Below are 14,692 nucleotides of genomic sequence, written 5' to 3'. Positions count from 1 at the left end.
ATGACGTCACCGCATTCCCGGAATTGTTTCCATATCGCCGACTTCGGGAAACCGCATTCCAGTGCTTCGGACAGGAGGCACGTCCGTGGGAGCCGGCGCGCCGGGCCCCGCTGTCCATCCCTGTTCGGTCCGAGCACGCGCCTCCCTTGGTGTCCGTCCATCCAGCACCTGCTGAGGGAGGCGCAGCCCATGCGTACCACCGGCAGAACAAAGCCCCATCCGCATGACGACGCCCCGGATACCGCACAGGCGTTCGAACGGCTCGCCCGAATGCCGGACGGCCCCGAGCGCAAGGCGCTGCGGGACGAACTGGTCCAGGTGTGGCTGCCGATGGCCGAGCGGATCGCCGTACGGTTCCGCGGGCGCGGCGAGGCCCTGGAGGATCTGTACCAGGTGGCCGCGCTCGGCCTGGTCAAAGCCGTCGACCACTACGATCCGGGGCGTGGCTACGCGTTCGAGGCGTACGCCGTGCCGACGGTCACCGGGGAGATCAAACGGCACTTCCGCGACCACATGTGGACGCTGCACGTGCCGCGCCGGGTCCAGGACCTACGCAACCGCGTACGGCGCGCCGCGAAGGAGCTGGCACAGACCACGCCGGGCCGGGCGCCGACCGTCGCCGAGATCGCCGAGTACGCGCACCTGAGCGTGAGCGACGTACGCACCGGGATGGAGGCCCTGGACTGCTTCGCCGCGCTGTCGCTGGAGGCGGAGGTCCCGGGCACGGACGGTTACGCGCTCGGCGACGGCCTGGGTGAGGCCGACGCGCGCTACGACCTGGTCGTGGACCGGGTGGCCGTCAGGCCCTGTCTGGAGGCGCTGCCCGAGCGCGAGCGCACCATCCTCTACCTGAGGTTCTTCCGGGGAATGACACAGAGCCGGATCGCGCAGCAGCTCGGTATCTCGCAGATGCACGTCTCGCGGCTGCTCAGCGGCTGTTTCGCCCAGCTGCGCGAGGAGCTGCTCACCGAGACCGGCTGATCCCCGCGGCGGCGCCCGCCCGTTCGACCCCGCGAGCGGGCGCCGGCGGGGTTCCCGCTCACTCCGGCGGCGTTCCCGGGATCTGGGTGGGACCGTACCGGTCGAGGGCGTCCTCCAGCTCCGCCCGGATCTCCTCGGGCAGGTCTCCGGTGCGTCCCCAGATGAGGACGAGCTCGGCGATGTTGCGGAGCCTCATGTTGGTGTGCTGCGAGACCTCCTTCAGCACCATCCATCCCTGGTCCGGCGTGATCCGGCCGAGCGCGACCACCATGCCGATCGCCTGGTCCACGACGGCGTGGGAGGTCACGGCCTCCTTCAGCTGCTCGACCTCCTTCTGGAGCTCGCGCAACCGGTCCGCCGCGTCGTCGGGGCCGTACGGTGTGCGTTCCACGGAGTCCATCGTCGTCACTCGAGCGGGCCTTTGCCAGTGGGCCCGGCGCCCGCCCGTGCCGGGGGTGGCCGCCGCCCGGGCCGTTTCGGCGGCGGCGCGCGGGCACTCGGCAGGCGCCTTCCGGCTGCCGGTCGGAGACTGGTGTAAGACCGGTGGACACCGGTGGACACCGGTCGACGAGACCAGGACGTGCCATGAACCACGACAGGACATCTGCCACCCCCGACGTCGTCTCCACGCACTCGGTGTGCGGCGCGCCGTGCTGGGTGAGCCTGACCAGCCGCGACCTGAAGACCACGGAGGACTTCTACCGGGCGGTGCTGGGCTGGGAGTGGCGCGCGGGCAAGCTCGGCGACCACTTCCGCATCGCCCTCGCGGACGGGGCGCCGGTCGCGGGGATCGGAGCGGTGGCCGCCATGTGGCAGATGGCGGTGGCCTGGACACCGTACTTCGCCGTACCCAGCGCGGACAGGGCCGTCTCGCGGGTGCAGGAACGCGGCGGTACGGCGGCGGTCGGGCCGATCTCCTTCCCGCCGGGGCGGGCCGCGCTGCTCGCCGACCGGGACGGCGCGACCTTCGGGATCTGGGAGGGTGACCTCTTCACCGACTGGGAGACCTGGCGCAAGGCCGCGCCGGCCTTCATCCGGCTGCACACGCGCGACGCCTTCGACTCCGCGATCTTCTACGGCGAGGTCCTGGACTGGGCCTCGGAGCGGCCCGGCTGCTGCGAGGTCCGCTACGAGGGCGACGAGGTCGTGCTGCGCAGCCACGGCGAGGTCGTGGCCCGCATCGAGTCCGGCGCGCTGGAGGCCGCCCCCGACCCCACGATCCGCCCGCACTGGCAGATCCACTTCCGCGTCGCCGACGTCTCCGCCTGCGCCCGCACCGCCGAGGCCCACGGCGGCAGCGTCCTGCGCGAAGGCCCCGACGAGGCCGTACTCCGCGACCCGGACGGCGCCCAGTTCACGGTGACTTCGCGCCGCGAGGCCTGAACGCGCCGACGCCCGGGCGGCGTACACCTCGCGGCGGCCCCACGCCGTGCCGGTGAGCATCAGTGGGTGGCTCTCGGGGGGCGGGTCAGGAGGATCAGGCTGCGGGGCTCGACGCGGAGGGTGCCGCCTGGTTTGTGTTCTGCTTCGTCCGGGGGCTCCTGGGGTTCGGCCGTGTCGAGGAGGGTGGTCCAGCGGTCGCCGTACGCGGGGCCGGGCAGGCGGAAGCCGACCGGCTCCCAGTAGCCGTTGAGCAGCAGGAGGAAGGAGTCGTCCAGCACGGGGCGGCCCTGTCGGTCGGGCTCGGCGATGGCGTCGCCGTTGAGGAAGACCGCCACGGAGTGCGCGTCGGAGCGCTGCCAGTCCTCCTCGGCCATCTCGCGGCCGTCCGGCAGCAGCCACACCAGGTCGGGCAGCGGCTGGTCGTCCCGGGTCGCCGTCTCGCCCTGGAAGAAACGGCGGCGGCGCAGCACCGGGTGGGCGGCGCGCAGGCCGATCACGTACCGCGTGAAGTCCACCAGTTCCCGCTGCTCGCCCGTCAGTCGCCAGTCGATCCAGGAGACCTCGTTGTCCTGGCAGTACGCGTTGTTGTTGCCGCCCTGGGTGCGGCCCAGCTCGTCGCCGTGGCAGAGCATCGGGATGCCCTGCGACAGCAGCAGCGTGGCCAGGAAGTTGCGTTGCTGGCGGGCCCGCAGCTCCAGGACCGAGGGGTCGTCGGTCCCGCCCTCCGCCCCGCAGTTCCAGGAGCGGTTGACGCTCTCGCCGTCCCTGTTGCCCTCGCCGTTGGCCTCGTTGTGCTTGTCGTTGTACGACACCAGGTCGCGCAGCGTGAAACCGTCGTGCGCGGTCACGAAGTTGACGCTGGCGCGCGGCCGGCGCCGGTGGCGGGCGTACAGGTCCGAGGAACCGGTCAGCCGGGACGCGAACTCGCCCAGCGTGTGCTCCTCGCCGCGCCAGAAGTCCCGTACGGCGTCCCGGTACAGGCCGTTCCACTCCGACCACAGCGGCGGGAAGTTGCCCACCTGGTAGCCGCCCTCGCCGAGGTCCCAGGGCTCGGCGATCAGCTTCACGCGGCTGATCACCGGGTCCTGCTGGATCAGGTCGAAGAACGCCGACAGCCGGTCCACCTCGTGGAACTGCCGCGCCAGCGTGGCCGCGAGGTCGAAGCGGAAGCCGTCTACGTGCATCTCGGTGATCCAGTACCGCAGCGAGTCCATGATCAGCTGCAGCACGTAGGGGTGGCGCATCAGCAGGCTGTTGCCGGTGCCGGTGGTGTCGTAGTAGTGCGCCCAGTCGCCGTCGACCAGGCGGTAGTACGAGGCGTTGTCGATGCCCCGGAAGGACAGTGTCGGGCCCTTCTCGCTGCCCTCGGCGGTGTGGTTGTAGACCACGTCGAGGATCACCTCGAGCCCGGCCGCGTGCAGCGCCTTGACCATCGACTTGAACTCGGTGACCTGCTGACCGCGCGTGCCGTGGGCGGCGTAGTCGTGGTGCGGTGCGAAGAAGCCGATGGTGTTGTAGCCCCAGTAGTTGGAAAGGCCCCGCCCCTGCAGCACGCCGTCGTGCACGAACTGGTGGACCGGCATCAGCTCGACCGCCGTCACGCCCAGCGAGGTCAGGTGACCGATCACCGCGGGGTGCGCCAACCCGGCGTACGTCCCCCGCAGTTCGCGCGGCACGTCGGGGTGGTTACGGGTCAGTCCGCGCACGTGCGCCTCGTAGATCACGGTGTCGGAGTACCCCCGCCGCGGCGGGCGGTCGTCGCCCCAGTCGAAGGCCGGGTCGGTCACCACGCCCAGCATGGTGTGCCCGGCGCTGTCGGCGGGGTCCGGGCCGTGCGGGGCGCGCTCGTAGAGCGAGGGGTGGTTGTCGATCCGCCCGTCCATCGCCCTGGCGTAGGGGTCCAGGAGCAGTTTCCTCGGGTTGCACCGGTGGCCGGCCGCCGGGTGCCAGGGGCCGTGCACCCGGTAGCCGTAGCGCTGCCCCGGTCCGACGCCGGGCAGATAGCCGTGCCACACGAAGCCGTCGACCTCGGTGAGCGGGACCTCGCGACGGGCGCCGCCGTCGTCCACCAGGACCAGCTCCACGCGCTCGGCCACCTCGCTGAACAGCGCGAAGTTGGTGCCCTCCCCGTCGTACGCGGCGCCCAGCGGATAGGGGTACCCCCGCCACACGGGCAGGGGTACCCCTTTCCGGCGCGCCCGTCCGGTCACCGGGCCTCCTCCAGGACGGCCCGACCGTCGCTCGCCGGGGAGGCCAGCGCGGCGACCGGCAGCTCGCGGGGCGTCTTCAGGCCCTCGCACAGGGTCGGCTCGGGAGCCTTCGGGACCAGCGGGACGCGCACCCCGGCGCGGGCCCGCTGCGAGAACCAGATGACCTTGCTGCCGGTCTCGGAGGCGCAACAGCCCCAGCCGTGGCTCGTCGCCGCGATACGGGCCAGGCAGCCGCGCAGGTCCTGGTCGGGGCGCAGGTCGTGGTTGTTCTCCCCGACCGCGGTGATCAGGTGCTGACCGGTCCACCACATCTCGATGGAGGTGTGCTTGTCGGTGGCGTGCTCGTCGATGGCCTTCAGCAGCATCTCGGCGCCGCCGCACACGGGGTCGACGAGGTCCTCCAGGTCCCAGAACCGAAGGTGGGCGGCCAGGATGCGCCTGACCTGCCCGACCCGTTCCGGGCTGACTTCCACGTCGAGGTGGTAGTAGCAGGGCACTGCGGTCTTCATCGTCGTTGGCTCCTCACCGGCGAGGCTCGCGCTCCCCTGCCGCCCTTGCGGACGAGGCCCCGAGCACGAAGCGTGAGCACGCGTTGCCTCTGAGTGGAATCCACAGTGAGCGCGCTACGCCATTGGTGCAACACGAGCAGGTCAGCAGGCTTGTTGAAGTGCCAACAGGACGGTGAGTCGTTGAACATGCACCATGAGTGAAAGTCTCGAGCGCCGTAAACGGGACCGTGCACACGCGTGCGCGGCCGCCGCTCCGGCTGTCGGGGAAACGTGCCCATCGAGCGCATCCGAAAGGTGAACGGCGCCATGCTGCTACCCGCCAAAGCCGAAGTCGCCCGGCATCTGCGGCGCTACCGGGCGTGGGAACGCGCGATGCTCGCGCGGCCCGACGACCGCAGAGTGCGGTCCACCTTCGAGGACTCGGGCTACACCCTGTGCGTGCTGATGGGGAAGCGGTGTGCGCGGGAGGCCGCGGACGCCGCCGAGCGTTATCTGCGCACCACCCTCGTCACCTACCTGCGGGAGCAGAGCGGCCGGCCGCGCCGCAGCGCCGTCGCCCGCCGGGGTCCACCGGTGGCGACGGAGCGACGTACCCGCGCCGGGCTGTAGGACTTTCCGGCGGCAACCAGGATCCCGGCCGGGCGCGAGCCCGGCCTCGAGCACGGTGGAGGTGACACCCATGAGTTCGACCCCGGGTTCGGCCCTCGGTTCGGTCCCGGCCATCGGCCGCATTCCCGTGCGGGACGTCCGCCCGGCCGTGGAGTGCGGCGGGCGACCGGCCAAGGCGGTCGCAGGGGAAACGTTCCTGGTCACCGCCACCGTGTTCCGCGAGGGCCACGACGCGGTGGCCGCGAACGTGGTGCTGACGGATCCGGAGGGCCGCCCCGGCCCCTGGACGCCGATGCGCGAACTGAGCCCCGGCACCGACCGCTGGGGCGCCGAGGTGACACCGGGGTCGACCGGCCGCTGGACGTATCACGTGGAGGCCTGGAGCAACCCGGTCGCCACCTGGCGCCACACCGCCTCCGTCAAGGTCCCGGCCGGCATCGACACCGGGCTGGTGCTGGAGGAGGGCGCCGGACTCCACACCCGTGCGGCGGCCGGGGCCCCCGAGGGACCGGAGCGCGACACCGTGCTCGCCGCCGCCGAGGTGCTGGGGGACGACTCGCTGCCGGTCATGACGCGTCTGGCGGCGGCGTTGACGCCGGAGGTGGACGCGGTCCTGGCCCGGTATCCGCTGCGGGAGCTGGTCACCGCCTCCGAGCCGCTTCGTCTGCTGGTGGAGCGGGAGCGGGCCCTGTACGGGGCCTGGTACGAGTTCTTCCCCCGCTCCGAGGGCACCGCCGAGCAGCCGCACGGCACCTTCCGCACCGCCGCCCGCCGCCTGCCCGCGATCGCCGCGATGGGCTTCGACGTCGTCTACCTGCCCCCCATCCACCCCATCGGCACCACCTTCCGCAAGGGCCGCAACAACTCCCTGGACGCCGGCCCCGACGACGTCGGCGTGCCCTGGGCCATCGGCTCCCCCGACGGCGGCCACGACGCCGTCCACCCCGCCCTGGGATCGCTGGAGGACTTCGACCGCTTCGTGGCCCGGGCCGGCGAGCTGGGCCTGGAGGTCGCCCTGGACCTCGCCCTGCAGTGCTCCCCGGACCACCCCTGGGTGCACAAGCACCCCGAGTGGTTCCACCACCGCCCCGACGGCACCATCGCCTACGCCGAGAACCCGCCGAAGAAGTACCAGGACATCTACCCCCTGGCCTTCGACGCCGACCCGGACGGCCTGGTCGCCGAGACCCTGCGCGTCCTGCGGCACTGGATGGCGCACGGGGTGCGGATCTTCCGGGTGGACAACCCGCACACCAAGCCGGTGGTCTTCTGGGAACGGGTGCTCGCCGGCATCAACGCCACCGACCCCGACGTGATCTTCCTGGCCGAGGCGTTCACCCGCCCGGCGATGATGCACACCCTGGCCCAGATCGGCTTCCAGCAGTCCTACACCTACTTCACCTGGCGCAACACCAAGCAGGAGCTGACCGACTACCTCACCGAGCTGTCCGGCCAGGCGGCCGCCTGGATGCGGCCGAACCTCTTCGCCAACACCCCCGACATCCTGCACGCCTACCTGCAGCACGGCGGCCGGCCCGCCTTCGAGGTCCGCGCCGTGCTGGCCGCCACCCTCTCCCCCGCCTGGGGCATCTACAGCGGCTACGAACTGTGCGAGAACATCCCCCTGCGCGAGGGCAGCGAGGAGTACCTGGACTCGGAGAAGTACCAGCTCAAACCCCGCGACTGGGCAGCCGCCGAACGCGAGGGCCGCACCCTCACCCCCCTCATCACCCAACTCAACGACATCCGCCGCCGCCATCCCGCGCTGCACCGCCTGCGCAACCTGCGCTTCCACCCGACGGACAACGACGCCGTGATCGCCTACAGCAAGAGCGCCGGCTCCGACACGGTTCTGGTGGTCGCCAACCTCGACCCTCACCACACCCAGGAGGCCACGGTCTCGTTGGACATGCCGCAACTCGGCCTGGACTGGCACGAGTCGGTGCCGGTGCGCGACGAGCTCACCGGCGATACCTATCACTGGGGCAGCACCGACTACGTCCGCCTGGATCCGGGCCGCCGGCCCGCGCACGTGCTCCATGTCCAGCGACCGTCCACCCCGCAGATCGGAAGGCCCCCAGCGCCATGACTGTCAACGAGCCCGTTCCGGACATCTTCGAGGACGCCCCGGCCAGGGACCGGGACCCGGAGTGGTTCAAACGCGCCGTCTTCTACGAGGTCCTCGTCCGCTCCTTCCAGGACAGCAACGGCGACGGCGTCGGCGACCTGAAGGGCCTGACCGCCAAACTCGACTATCTGCAGTGGCTGGGCGTCGACTGCCTGTGGCTGCCGCCGTTCTTCAAGTCCCCCCTCAGGGACGGTGGTTACGACGTCTCCGACTACACCGCCGTCCTCCCGGAGTTCGGCGACCTGGCCGACTTCGTGGAGTTCGTCGACGCCGCCCACCAGCGCGGCATGCGCGTGATCATCGACTTCGTGATGAACCACACCAGCGACCAGCACCCGTGGTTCCAGGAGTCCCGCAAGGACCCCGACGGCCCCTACGGCGACTTCTACATGTGGGCCGACGACGACAGGGGCTATCCGGACGCGCGGATCATCTTCGTGGACACCGAGACCTCGAACTGGACCTTCGATCCGGTTCGCGGCCAGTACTACTTCCACCGGTTCTTCTCCCACCAGCCGGATTTGAACTACGAGAGCCCGGCGGTGCAGGAGGAGATCCTGGCCGCCCTCCGCTTCTGGCTGGACCTGGGCATCGACGGCTTCCGGCTGGACGCGGTGCCGTATCTCTACGCGGAAGAGGGCACCAACTGCGAGAACCTGCCCGCGACCCACGAGTTCCTCAAGCGGGTGCGCCGCGAGATCGACGCCCAGTATCCCGACACCGTGCTGCTGGCGGAGGCCAACCAGTGGCCGGAGGACGTCGTCGACTACTTCGGCGACTACGCCGCCGGCGGCGACGAGTGCCACATGGCCTTCCACTTCCCGGTCATGCCCCGCATCTTCATGGCCGTCCGCCGCGAATCCCGCTACCCCGTCTCCGAGATCCTCGCCAAGACCCCCGCCATCCCCTCCGGCTGCCAGTGGGGCATCTTCCTGCGCAACCACGACGAGCTCACGCTGGAGATGGTCACCGACGAAGAGCGCGACTACATGTGGGCCGAATACGCCAAGGACCCCCGCATGCGCGCCAACATCGGCATCCGCCGCCGCCTGGCCACCCTGCTGGACAACGACCGCAACCAGATCGAACTCTTCACCGCCCTGCTGCTCTCCCTGCCCGGCAGCCCGATCCTCTACTACGGCGACGAGATCGGCATGGGCGACAACATCTGGCTCGGCGACCGCGACGCGGTGCGCACCCCCATGCAGTGGACCCCGGACCGCAACGCCGGCTTCTCCTCCTGCGACCCCGGCCGCCTGTTCCTGCCCGCCATCATGGACCCGGTCTACGGCTACCAGGTCACCAACGTCGAGGCGTCGATGTCCTCCCCCTCGTCGCTGCTGCACTGGACCCGCCGCATGATCGAGATCCGCAAGCAGAACCGCGCCTTCGGACTCGGCTCGTACACCGAACTGCAGTCCTCCAACCCGGCCGTGCTCGCCTTCCTGCGCGAGTACCGGGACGACCTGGTCCTGTGCGTCAACAACTTCTCCCGCTTCCCCCAGCCCACCGAACTCGACTTGCGGGCCTTCGACGGCCGGCACCCGGTCGAGCTCATCGGTGGGGTCCGCTTCCCCGCGATCGGTGAACTCCCCTATCTGCTGACCCTCGCGGGCCACGGCTTCTACTGGTTCCGGCTCACCAACGTCGCATCCCGGATCGGCCGACGGGTTTGACCACCGCGCAGCCGACGAAAGGAGGCGTGACCATGCCGAAGACCGCATCCCTGGCTCCGACCGTCAGGAGCCTGGCCGGGCCCATGGCCTCGCTCGGTTCGCTGCTGCGCGAGTGGCTGCCGCATCAGCGCTGGTTCGCCGGCAAGGACCGGCCCGTCACCGACCTGCGCATGCTGTCGATGACGGAGCTGTTCCCGGGCTGTCTGCACCTGCTGGTCCAGGCCGAACACGCGGGAGTCCCCACCGGCCACGGCACCGTGCCCGCCCCCGCCGGCACGTCCGTGCCGCCGCCCGCCGACTGCTACCAACTGCTGCTCGGCGTACGGCAGCAGCCGGCCCCGCGCCCGCACCGGGCCTTCATCGGCCGTCCCGTGGAGGGCCCGCTGGCCGGCCTCGCGATCTACGACGCGCTGTGCGACCCGCGTTCGGCGCAGCTGCTCCTGGAGCGGCTGCGCCACCCCGGCATGTCCGGCCCGCTGCGCTTCGAGGCGGACCCGTCCGTGCTGATCCCCGGCGGTCTGGTGCCCCGGCTGCTGGACGCCGAGCAGTCCAACTCCTCGATCGTGTACGGCGACGAGTTCATCCTGAAGGTCTTCCGCCGCATCCAGCCGGGCGTCAACCCGGACCTGGAGGTGCCCTGGGCGCTGGCCCGGCAGGACTGCGCCCGCGTCCCCGCTCCGGTGGCGTGGTTCCGTACCACCGAGCCGGAGGCGGCGACGCTCGGTGTGCTCCAGCCGTTCCTGTGCGACGCGGCCGACGGCTGGACGCTGGCCCTGCGGGCGCTGGCCACCGGTGACGACTTCACCCCGCAGGCGCACCAGTTGGGGCAGGCGACCGCGGAGGTGCACCTGGCGCTGGCCGGCGCCTTCCCGACCGGCGGGCACCGGGAGGTGGCGCGGACGGCGGCGGGGATGACGGAGCGCCTGGAGGCCGCGGCGCACAGCGTGCCCGCGCTCAGGCCGTACACGACCCGGCTGCGGACCGCGTTCGCGGCGCTGGCCAGTTGCGACGCCGGGCCGCCCGCCCAGCGTGTGCACGGCGACCTGCACCTGGGGCAGGTGCTGCGGGCGGGGCGCGAGTGGTTCGTCATCGACTTCGAGGGTGAGCCGTCCCGTCCGCTCGCCGAGCGCCGCCTGGCCGAGTCCCCGGTGCGGGACGTGGCGGGCATGCTGCGCTCATTCGACTACGCCGCCCGGCAGCGCCACCCCTGGAGGCCGGAGTGGGCGCGCCGCTGCCGGGAGGCGTACTGCGCCGGCTACGCGTCCCGGGCCGGCTGGGATCCCCGTAAGAAACACGCCCTGCTGCGGGCCTACGAGACGGACCGTGCCGTGTACGAAGTGCTGTACGAGGCCCGGCACCGCCCCGACTGGCTCGCCGTACCGATGGCGGCGATCGAACGTCTCGCCGTGAGAGGAGGCTGAACCGGTGGCACTGCGCGACACGTCACGTCCCGAGCCGTCCGGCCCCGTCCCGCCCCCCGCAGCGGGAGCGGGCACCGCGGCCCCGCCCCTGGAGCCCGCCGACCGTGAGCGCCTGCTGTCCGGCGCCCACCACGACCCGCACGCGCTGCTGGGCGCGCATCCGGTACCGGGCGGGATCGCCTTCCGGACGCTGCGTCCGTTCGCCGACGCGGTGGGCGTGGTGGTCGACGGCGAGCGCACTGCGCTCGTGTCGGAGGGCGACGGCCTGTTCTCGGCCGTACTGCCGCTGCCGGAGATTCCCGCGTACACGCTGGTGGTGGTCTACGGCGAGGACGTGTACGAGGTCCACGACCCGTACCGCTTCCTGCCCGCCCTCGGCGAGCTCGACCTGCACCTGATCAGGGAGGGCCGGCACGAACAGCTGTGGAAGGCGCTCGGCGCCGAGCCGATGACCCACCAGGGCGTGACCGGCACCCGGTTCACGGTGTGGGCGCCCAACGCCCGGGGCGTGCGGGTGGCCGGGGACTTCACCCACTGGGACGGCACGGCGTTCCCGATGCGCTCGCTCGGTGCCGCGGGCGTGTGGGAGCTGTTCCTGCCGGGCGTCGGCGAGGGCACCCGGTACAAGTTCGAGATCACCTCGCAGTACGGCAGCCGGTTCCTGAAGGCCGACCCGATGGCGCGGCGCACCGAGGTGCCGCCCGACACCGCGTCGATCGTGACGACCGCGCACCACGAGTGGGGCGATCAGGAGTGGATGGCCCACCGCGGGGACACGCCCGTGCACGAGGCGCCGTTCTCGGTGTACGAGGTCCATCTGCCGTCCTGGCGACCAGGACTGACATATCGCCAGCTCGCCGAGCAGCTCCCGGCGTACGTCAGGGACATGGGCTTCACGCATGTGGAGCTGATGCCGGTCGCCGAGCACCCGTTCGGCCCCTCCTGGGGCTACCAGGTCACGTCGTACTACGCACCGACCGCCCGCCTCGGCTCCCCCGACGACTTCCGGTACTTCGTCGACGCCTGCCACCGGGCCGGTATCGGCGTGATCATGGACTGGGTGCCGGCCCACTTCCCGAAGGACGACTGGGCGCTGGCCCGCTTCGACGGGGACCCGCTGTACGAGCCCGGGAACGCGCAGCGCGCCGAGCACCCCGACTGGGGGACGTACGAGTTCGACCTCGCCCGCACCGAGGTGCGCAACTTCCTGGTCGCGAACGCCGTGTACTGGTGCGAGGAGTTCCACATCGACGGCCTGCGCGTGGACGCGGTCGCCTCCATGCTCTACCTGGACTACTCGCGGGACTCCGGCCAGTGGACGCCCAATGTGCACGGCGGCCGGGAGGACCTGGACGCGGTGGCGTTCCTGCAGGAGATGAACGCCACCGTGTACCGGCGGGCCCCGGGCGTGGTCACCATCGCCGAGGAGTCCACCGCCTGGGGCGGGGTCACCGCGCCGACCGACTCCGGGGGCCTCGGCTTCGGGCTGAAGTGGAACATGGGCTGGATGCACGACTCGCTGCAGTACATGAGCAAGGAGTCGGTGCACCGCAAGTACCACCACCACGAGATGACCTTCGCGATGGTGTACGCCTACAGCGAGAACTACGTGCTGCCGATCTCCCACGACGAGGTGGTGCACGGCAAGCAGGCGCTGGTGTCGAAGATGCCCGGCGACTGGTGGCAGCGGCGCGCCAACCACCGCGCCTACCTCGGCTACATGTGGGCCCATCCCGGCAAGCAGCTGCTGTTCATGGGCCAGGAGTTCGCCCAGGGCGGCGAGTTCTCCGAGCAGCACGGGCCCGAGTGGTGGCTGCTCGACGAGGACCACTGCGCCGCGGGCGACCACCGCGGCGTGCAGGACCTGGTGCGCGACCTGAACGCGCTCTACCGGGCCACCCCGGCCCTGTGGCAGCGCGACACCCGGCCCGAGGGCTTCCGCTGGGTGGCCGTGGACGCGGCCGACGACAACGTCTACGCGTTCCTGCGCCACGACGCCGAGGGCACCCCGCTGCTCGCGGTGTCGAACTTCTCCCCGGTCGTCCGCGACGGCTACCGCCTGGACGTGCCCGTCGACGTCACCGCCTGGTGCGAGGTCCTCAACACCGACGCGGCCCGCTACGGCGGCAGCGACGTCACCAACCCCGACCCGGTCAAACCGGAGGACGGGCACCTCCGCCTCACGCTGCCCCCGCTGGCCACGGTCTGGCTCACGCCGTACGCCGGCTGAGCGACGGCTCCCCGAGGCCGGCCACGGGATCCTTCTCCGCACCCAGGTGTCCGGCCGCCGTCCCGGGGCAGTCGGGGTCGTACGACCCGGTGCCCCGCCGCGGTCGCGGCGGACGGACGGAAAGGCGGCAAGAGGTGCGGACCGTCGGAGTGGAGGAGGAACTTCTCCTGGTCGCCCCGGAGAGCGGCGAGCCGAAGGCGCTGTCCGCGGCGGTGCTCGCGCGGGCCGAGGCGGACGACGCGGACCGGGGCGTGTTCGAGAAGGAGCTGTACGGCCAGATGCTGGAGTTCGCCACGCATCCCCGCACGGACATGGCGGAACTCGGCGCGGAGATCGTCCGCTGCCGCAAGGAGGCGGCCCGGCTCGCCGGGGAGATCGGCTGCGCGGTGGCCGCGCTGGCCTCCTCCCCGCTGCCGGTCAGCCCCACCATCAGCATGAACCGCCGCTACCAGTGGCTGGCCGACCAGTACGGCATCGCCACCCGGGAACAGCTCGTCTGCGGCATGCACGTGCACGTGGCCGTGGAGTCGGACGAGGAGGGCGTCGCGGTCCTGGACCGCATCCGTCCCTGGCTGCCCGTGCTGCTGGCGATCAGCGCCAACTCCCCGTTCTGGCAGGGCGAGGACACCCGCTACGACAGTTACCGCAGCCGGGTGTGGGACCGCTGGCCGTCGGCCGGACCGACCGAGCTGTTCGGGTCGCCGGAGCGGTACCACCGGCGGGTGGCGGACATGGTGGCCACCGGCGTCATCCTCGACGAGAAGATGGCGTACTTCGACGCGCGGCTGTCCGAGCGGTACCCGACGGTGGAGATCCGGGTCGCGGACGTGTGTCTGCACGCGGAGACCGCCCAGCTCCTCGCCACCCTCGCCCGCGGCCTGGTGGAGACCGCCGCCCGGGAGTGGCGGGCCGGGCGGGAGCCGGTGGACCACAGTGTGAGTCTGCTGCGGCTGGCGGCGTGGCAGGCCGCCCGGGCGGGGCCGGCCCGGGAACTGCTCCACCCGGTGACCATGCGGCGGCTGCCCGCTCGGTCGGTGGTGCGGGGCCTGCTGGACCATGTCTCCGACGCGCTCGCCGGCACCGGTGACCTGGACCGGGCGCGTGAGGCCGTGGACGGGCTGCTGCGCGACGGTGGCGGTGCCCGGGTGCAGCGCGAGCTGATGGAGCGGACCGGAAGCCTGCGGGAGGTCGTCACGGAGTGCGTGCGCCGCACCCAGGGGTGAGTCAGAGGATCAGGCCCAGGGCGTACGTCAGGAAGCCGATGGCGACCACCAGGACGAGGATGAGGATGAGGATGAGCGGGGCCTTCGCCCAGCCCCTGGACGTGCTGTCCGGCTGCCGGGGCCCCGCCTCGGGCATGCTGCTCTCGGCGGGCGGGGTCTCGCCGGGCGGTACACCGCCCCCGGACTCCAGTCCGGGGGTCCGTTCGGGTTCTGGATCGGGATTGACGTAACTCATACCTGCCGGGTCCCCCGAACGGGACGAGATCAACAAAACGGCGTCACTTCCCGGTTCCGTGGCCCCGACGCGCTGACCTGGGCTACA

The 14,692-nt window shown here is 71.5% G+C and carries 12 protein-coding genes; 8 read left to right on the top strand and 4 right to left on the bottom strand.

The genetic code is table 11. The annotated features are described in order from the left end of the window. The first annotated feature begins 189 nt into the window (after window positions 1-189). Window positions 190-981: a SigB/SigF/SigG family RNA polymerase sigma factor gene (locus tag ACX25U_RS34475; RefSeq protein ID WP_454385886.1), complete on the top strand. Its 792-nt coding sequence runs from the start codon at window positions 190-192 to the stop codon at window positions 979-981. Between the two features lie 58 nt (window positions 982-1,039). On the opposite strand, the gene ACX25U_RS34470 is transcribed toward ACX25U_RS34475, so the two are convergent. Next, window positions 1,040-1,381 carry an ANTAR domain-containing protein gene (locus ACX25U_RS34470; RefSeq protein ID WP_454385885.1) on the bottom strand — a complete coding sequence of 114 codons (342 nt, stop codon included), beginning with the start codon at window positions 1,379-1,381 and terminating at the stop codon, window positions 1,040-1,042. A 185-nt stretch (window positions 1,382-1,566) separates the two neighbouring features. Here ACX25U_RS34470 and ACX25U_RS34465 point away from each other — a divergent pair, with 185 nt between their 5' ends. Further along, window positions 1,567-2,364, top strand: coding sequence for a VOC family protein (locus ACX25U_RS34465; protein WP_454385884.1), 798 nt, complete (start codon window positions 1,567-1,569; stop codon window positions 2,362-2,364). 59 nt (window positions 2,365-2,423) lie between these two features. Here ACX25U_RS34465 and glgX read toward each other — a convergent pair whose 3' ends face one another. Next, window positions 2,424-4,574, bottom strand: a complete 2,151-nt coding sequence (gene glgX, locus ACX25U_RS34460; RefSeq protein WP_454385883.1) for a glycogen debranching protein GlgX — start codon at window positions 4,572-4,574, stop codon at window positions 2,424-2,426. Next, the gene (locus ACX25U_RS34455; protein WP_454385882.1) at window positions 4,571-5,083 is read right to left on the bottom strand and encodes a pep a2; all 513 of its coding nucleotides are present in this window, start codon (window positions 5,081-5,083) and stop codon (window positions 4,571-4,573) included. The genes glgX and ACX25U_RS34455 overlap by 4 nt, the downstream gene beginning before the upstream one ends. A 306-nt stretch (window positions 5,084-5,389) precedes the next feature. On the opposite strand from ACX25U_RS34455, the gene ACX25U_RS34450 reads away from it, so the two are divergent. The 6 genes from ACX25U_RS34450 (at window position 5,390) to ACX25U_RS34425 (ending at window position 14,370) form a co-directional block, all read left to right on the top strand. Next, window positions 5,390-5,692, top strand: coding sequence for a DUF5133 domain-containing protein (locus tag ACX25U_RS34450; protein WP_454385881.1), 303 nt, complete (start codon window positions 5,390-5,392; stop codon window positions 5,690-5,692). Window positions 5,693-5,762: 70 nt separating this feature from the next. Next, window positions 5,763-7,781 (top strand): alpha-1,4-glucan--maltose-1-phosphate maltosyltransferase, encoded by a 2,019-nt coding sequence (locus ACX25U_RS34445; RefSeq protein WP_454385880.1) that lies wholly within the window; start codon window positions 5,763-5,765, stop codon window positions 7,779-7,781. Then, the gene (gene treS / locus ACX25U_RS34440; RefSeq protein WP_454385879.1) at window positions 7,778-9,496 is read left to right on the top strand and encodes a maltose alpha-D-glucosyltransferase; all 1,719 of its coding nucleotides are present in this window, start codon (window positions 7,778-7,780) and stop codon (window positions 9,494-9,496) included. Before ACX25U_RS34445 ends, treS begins: the two co-directional genes overlap by 4 nt. Window positions 9,497-9,528: 32 nt before the next feature. Beyond that, on the top strand, window positions 9,529-10,917 hold the full coding sequence (locus ACX25U_RS34435; protein WP_454385878.1) for a maltokinase N-terminal cap-like domain-containing protein: 1,389 nt from the start codon (window positions 9,529-9,531) through the stop codon (window positions 10,915-10,917). 4 nt (window positions 10,918-10,921) lie between these two features. Continuing rightward, window positions 10,922-13,147, top strand: a complete 2,226-nt coding sequence (gene glgB, locus ACX25U_RS34430) for a 1,4-alpha-glucan branching enzyme (protein ID WP_454385877.1) — start codon at window positions 10,922-10,924, stop codon at window positions 13,145-13,147. Window positions 13,148-13,281: 134 nt separating this feature from the next. Further along, window positions 13,282-14,370, top strand: coding sequence for a glutamate--cysteine ligase 2 (locus ACX25U_RS34425; protein ID WP_454385876.1), 1,089 nt, complete (start codon window positions 13,282-13,284; stop codon window positions 14,368-14,370). Window position 14,371: 1 nt separating this feature from the next. Here ACX25U_RS34425 and ACX25U_RS34420 read toward each other — a convergent pair whose 3' ends face one another. Beyond that, on the bottom strand, window positions 14,372-14,605 hold the full coding sequence (locus ACX25U_RS34420; RefSeq protein WP_454385875.1) for a DUF6480 family protein: 234 nt from the start codon (window positions 14,603-14,605) through the stop codon (window positions 14,372-14,374). Window positions 14,606-14,692 lie beyond the last annotated feature (87 nt).

The organism is Streptomyces sp. JNUCC 63 (genome assembly GCF_054366325.1).
Note: the sequence above shows the minus strand (reverse complement) of the source record. Positions and strands in the feature narration are given on the sequence as shown.

What these genes read in the sequence shown, in the direction of transcription:
- ACX25U_RS34455 (WP_454385882.1), bottom strand. Translation starts at nt 5,083, where the DNA reads ATGAAGACCGCAGTGCCCTGCTACTACCACCTCGACGTGGAAGTCAGC.
- ACX25U_RS34465 (WP_454385884.1), top strand. Translation starts at nt 1,567, where the DNA reads ATGAACCACGACAGGACATCTGCCACCCCCGACGTCGTCTCCACGCAC.
- ACX25U_RS34475 (WP_454385886.1), top strand. Translation starts at nt 190, where the DNA reads ATGCGTACCACCGGCAGAACAAAGCCCCATCCGCATGACGACGCCCCG.
- ACX25U_RS34435 (WP_454385878.1), top strand. Translation starts at nt 9,529, where the DNA reads ATGCCGAAGACCGCATCCCTGGCTCCGACCGTCAGGAGCCTGGCCGGG.
- treS (WP_454385879.1), top strand. Translation starts at nt 7,778, where the DNA reads ATGACTGTCAACGAGCCCGTTCCGGACATCTTCGAGGACGCCCCGGCC.
- ACX25U_RS34450 (WP_454385881.1), top strand. Translation starts at nt 5,390, where the DNA reads ATGCTGCTACCCGCCAAAGCCGAAGTCGCCCGGCATCTGCGGCGCTAC.
- ACX25U_RS34445 (WP_454385880.1), top strand. Translation starts at nt 5,763, where the DNA reads ATGAGTTCGACCCCGGGTTCGGCCCTCGGTTCGGTCCCGGCCATCGGC.
- ACX25U_RS34420 (WP_454385875.1), bottom strand. Translation starts at nt 14,605, where the DNA reads ATGAGTTACGTCAATCCCGATCCAGAACCCGAACGGACCCCCGGACTG.
- ACX25U_RS34470 (WP_454385885.1), bottom strand. Translation starts at nt 1,381, where the DNA reads ATGGACTCCGTGGAACGCACACCGTACGGCCCCGACGACGCGGCGGAC.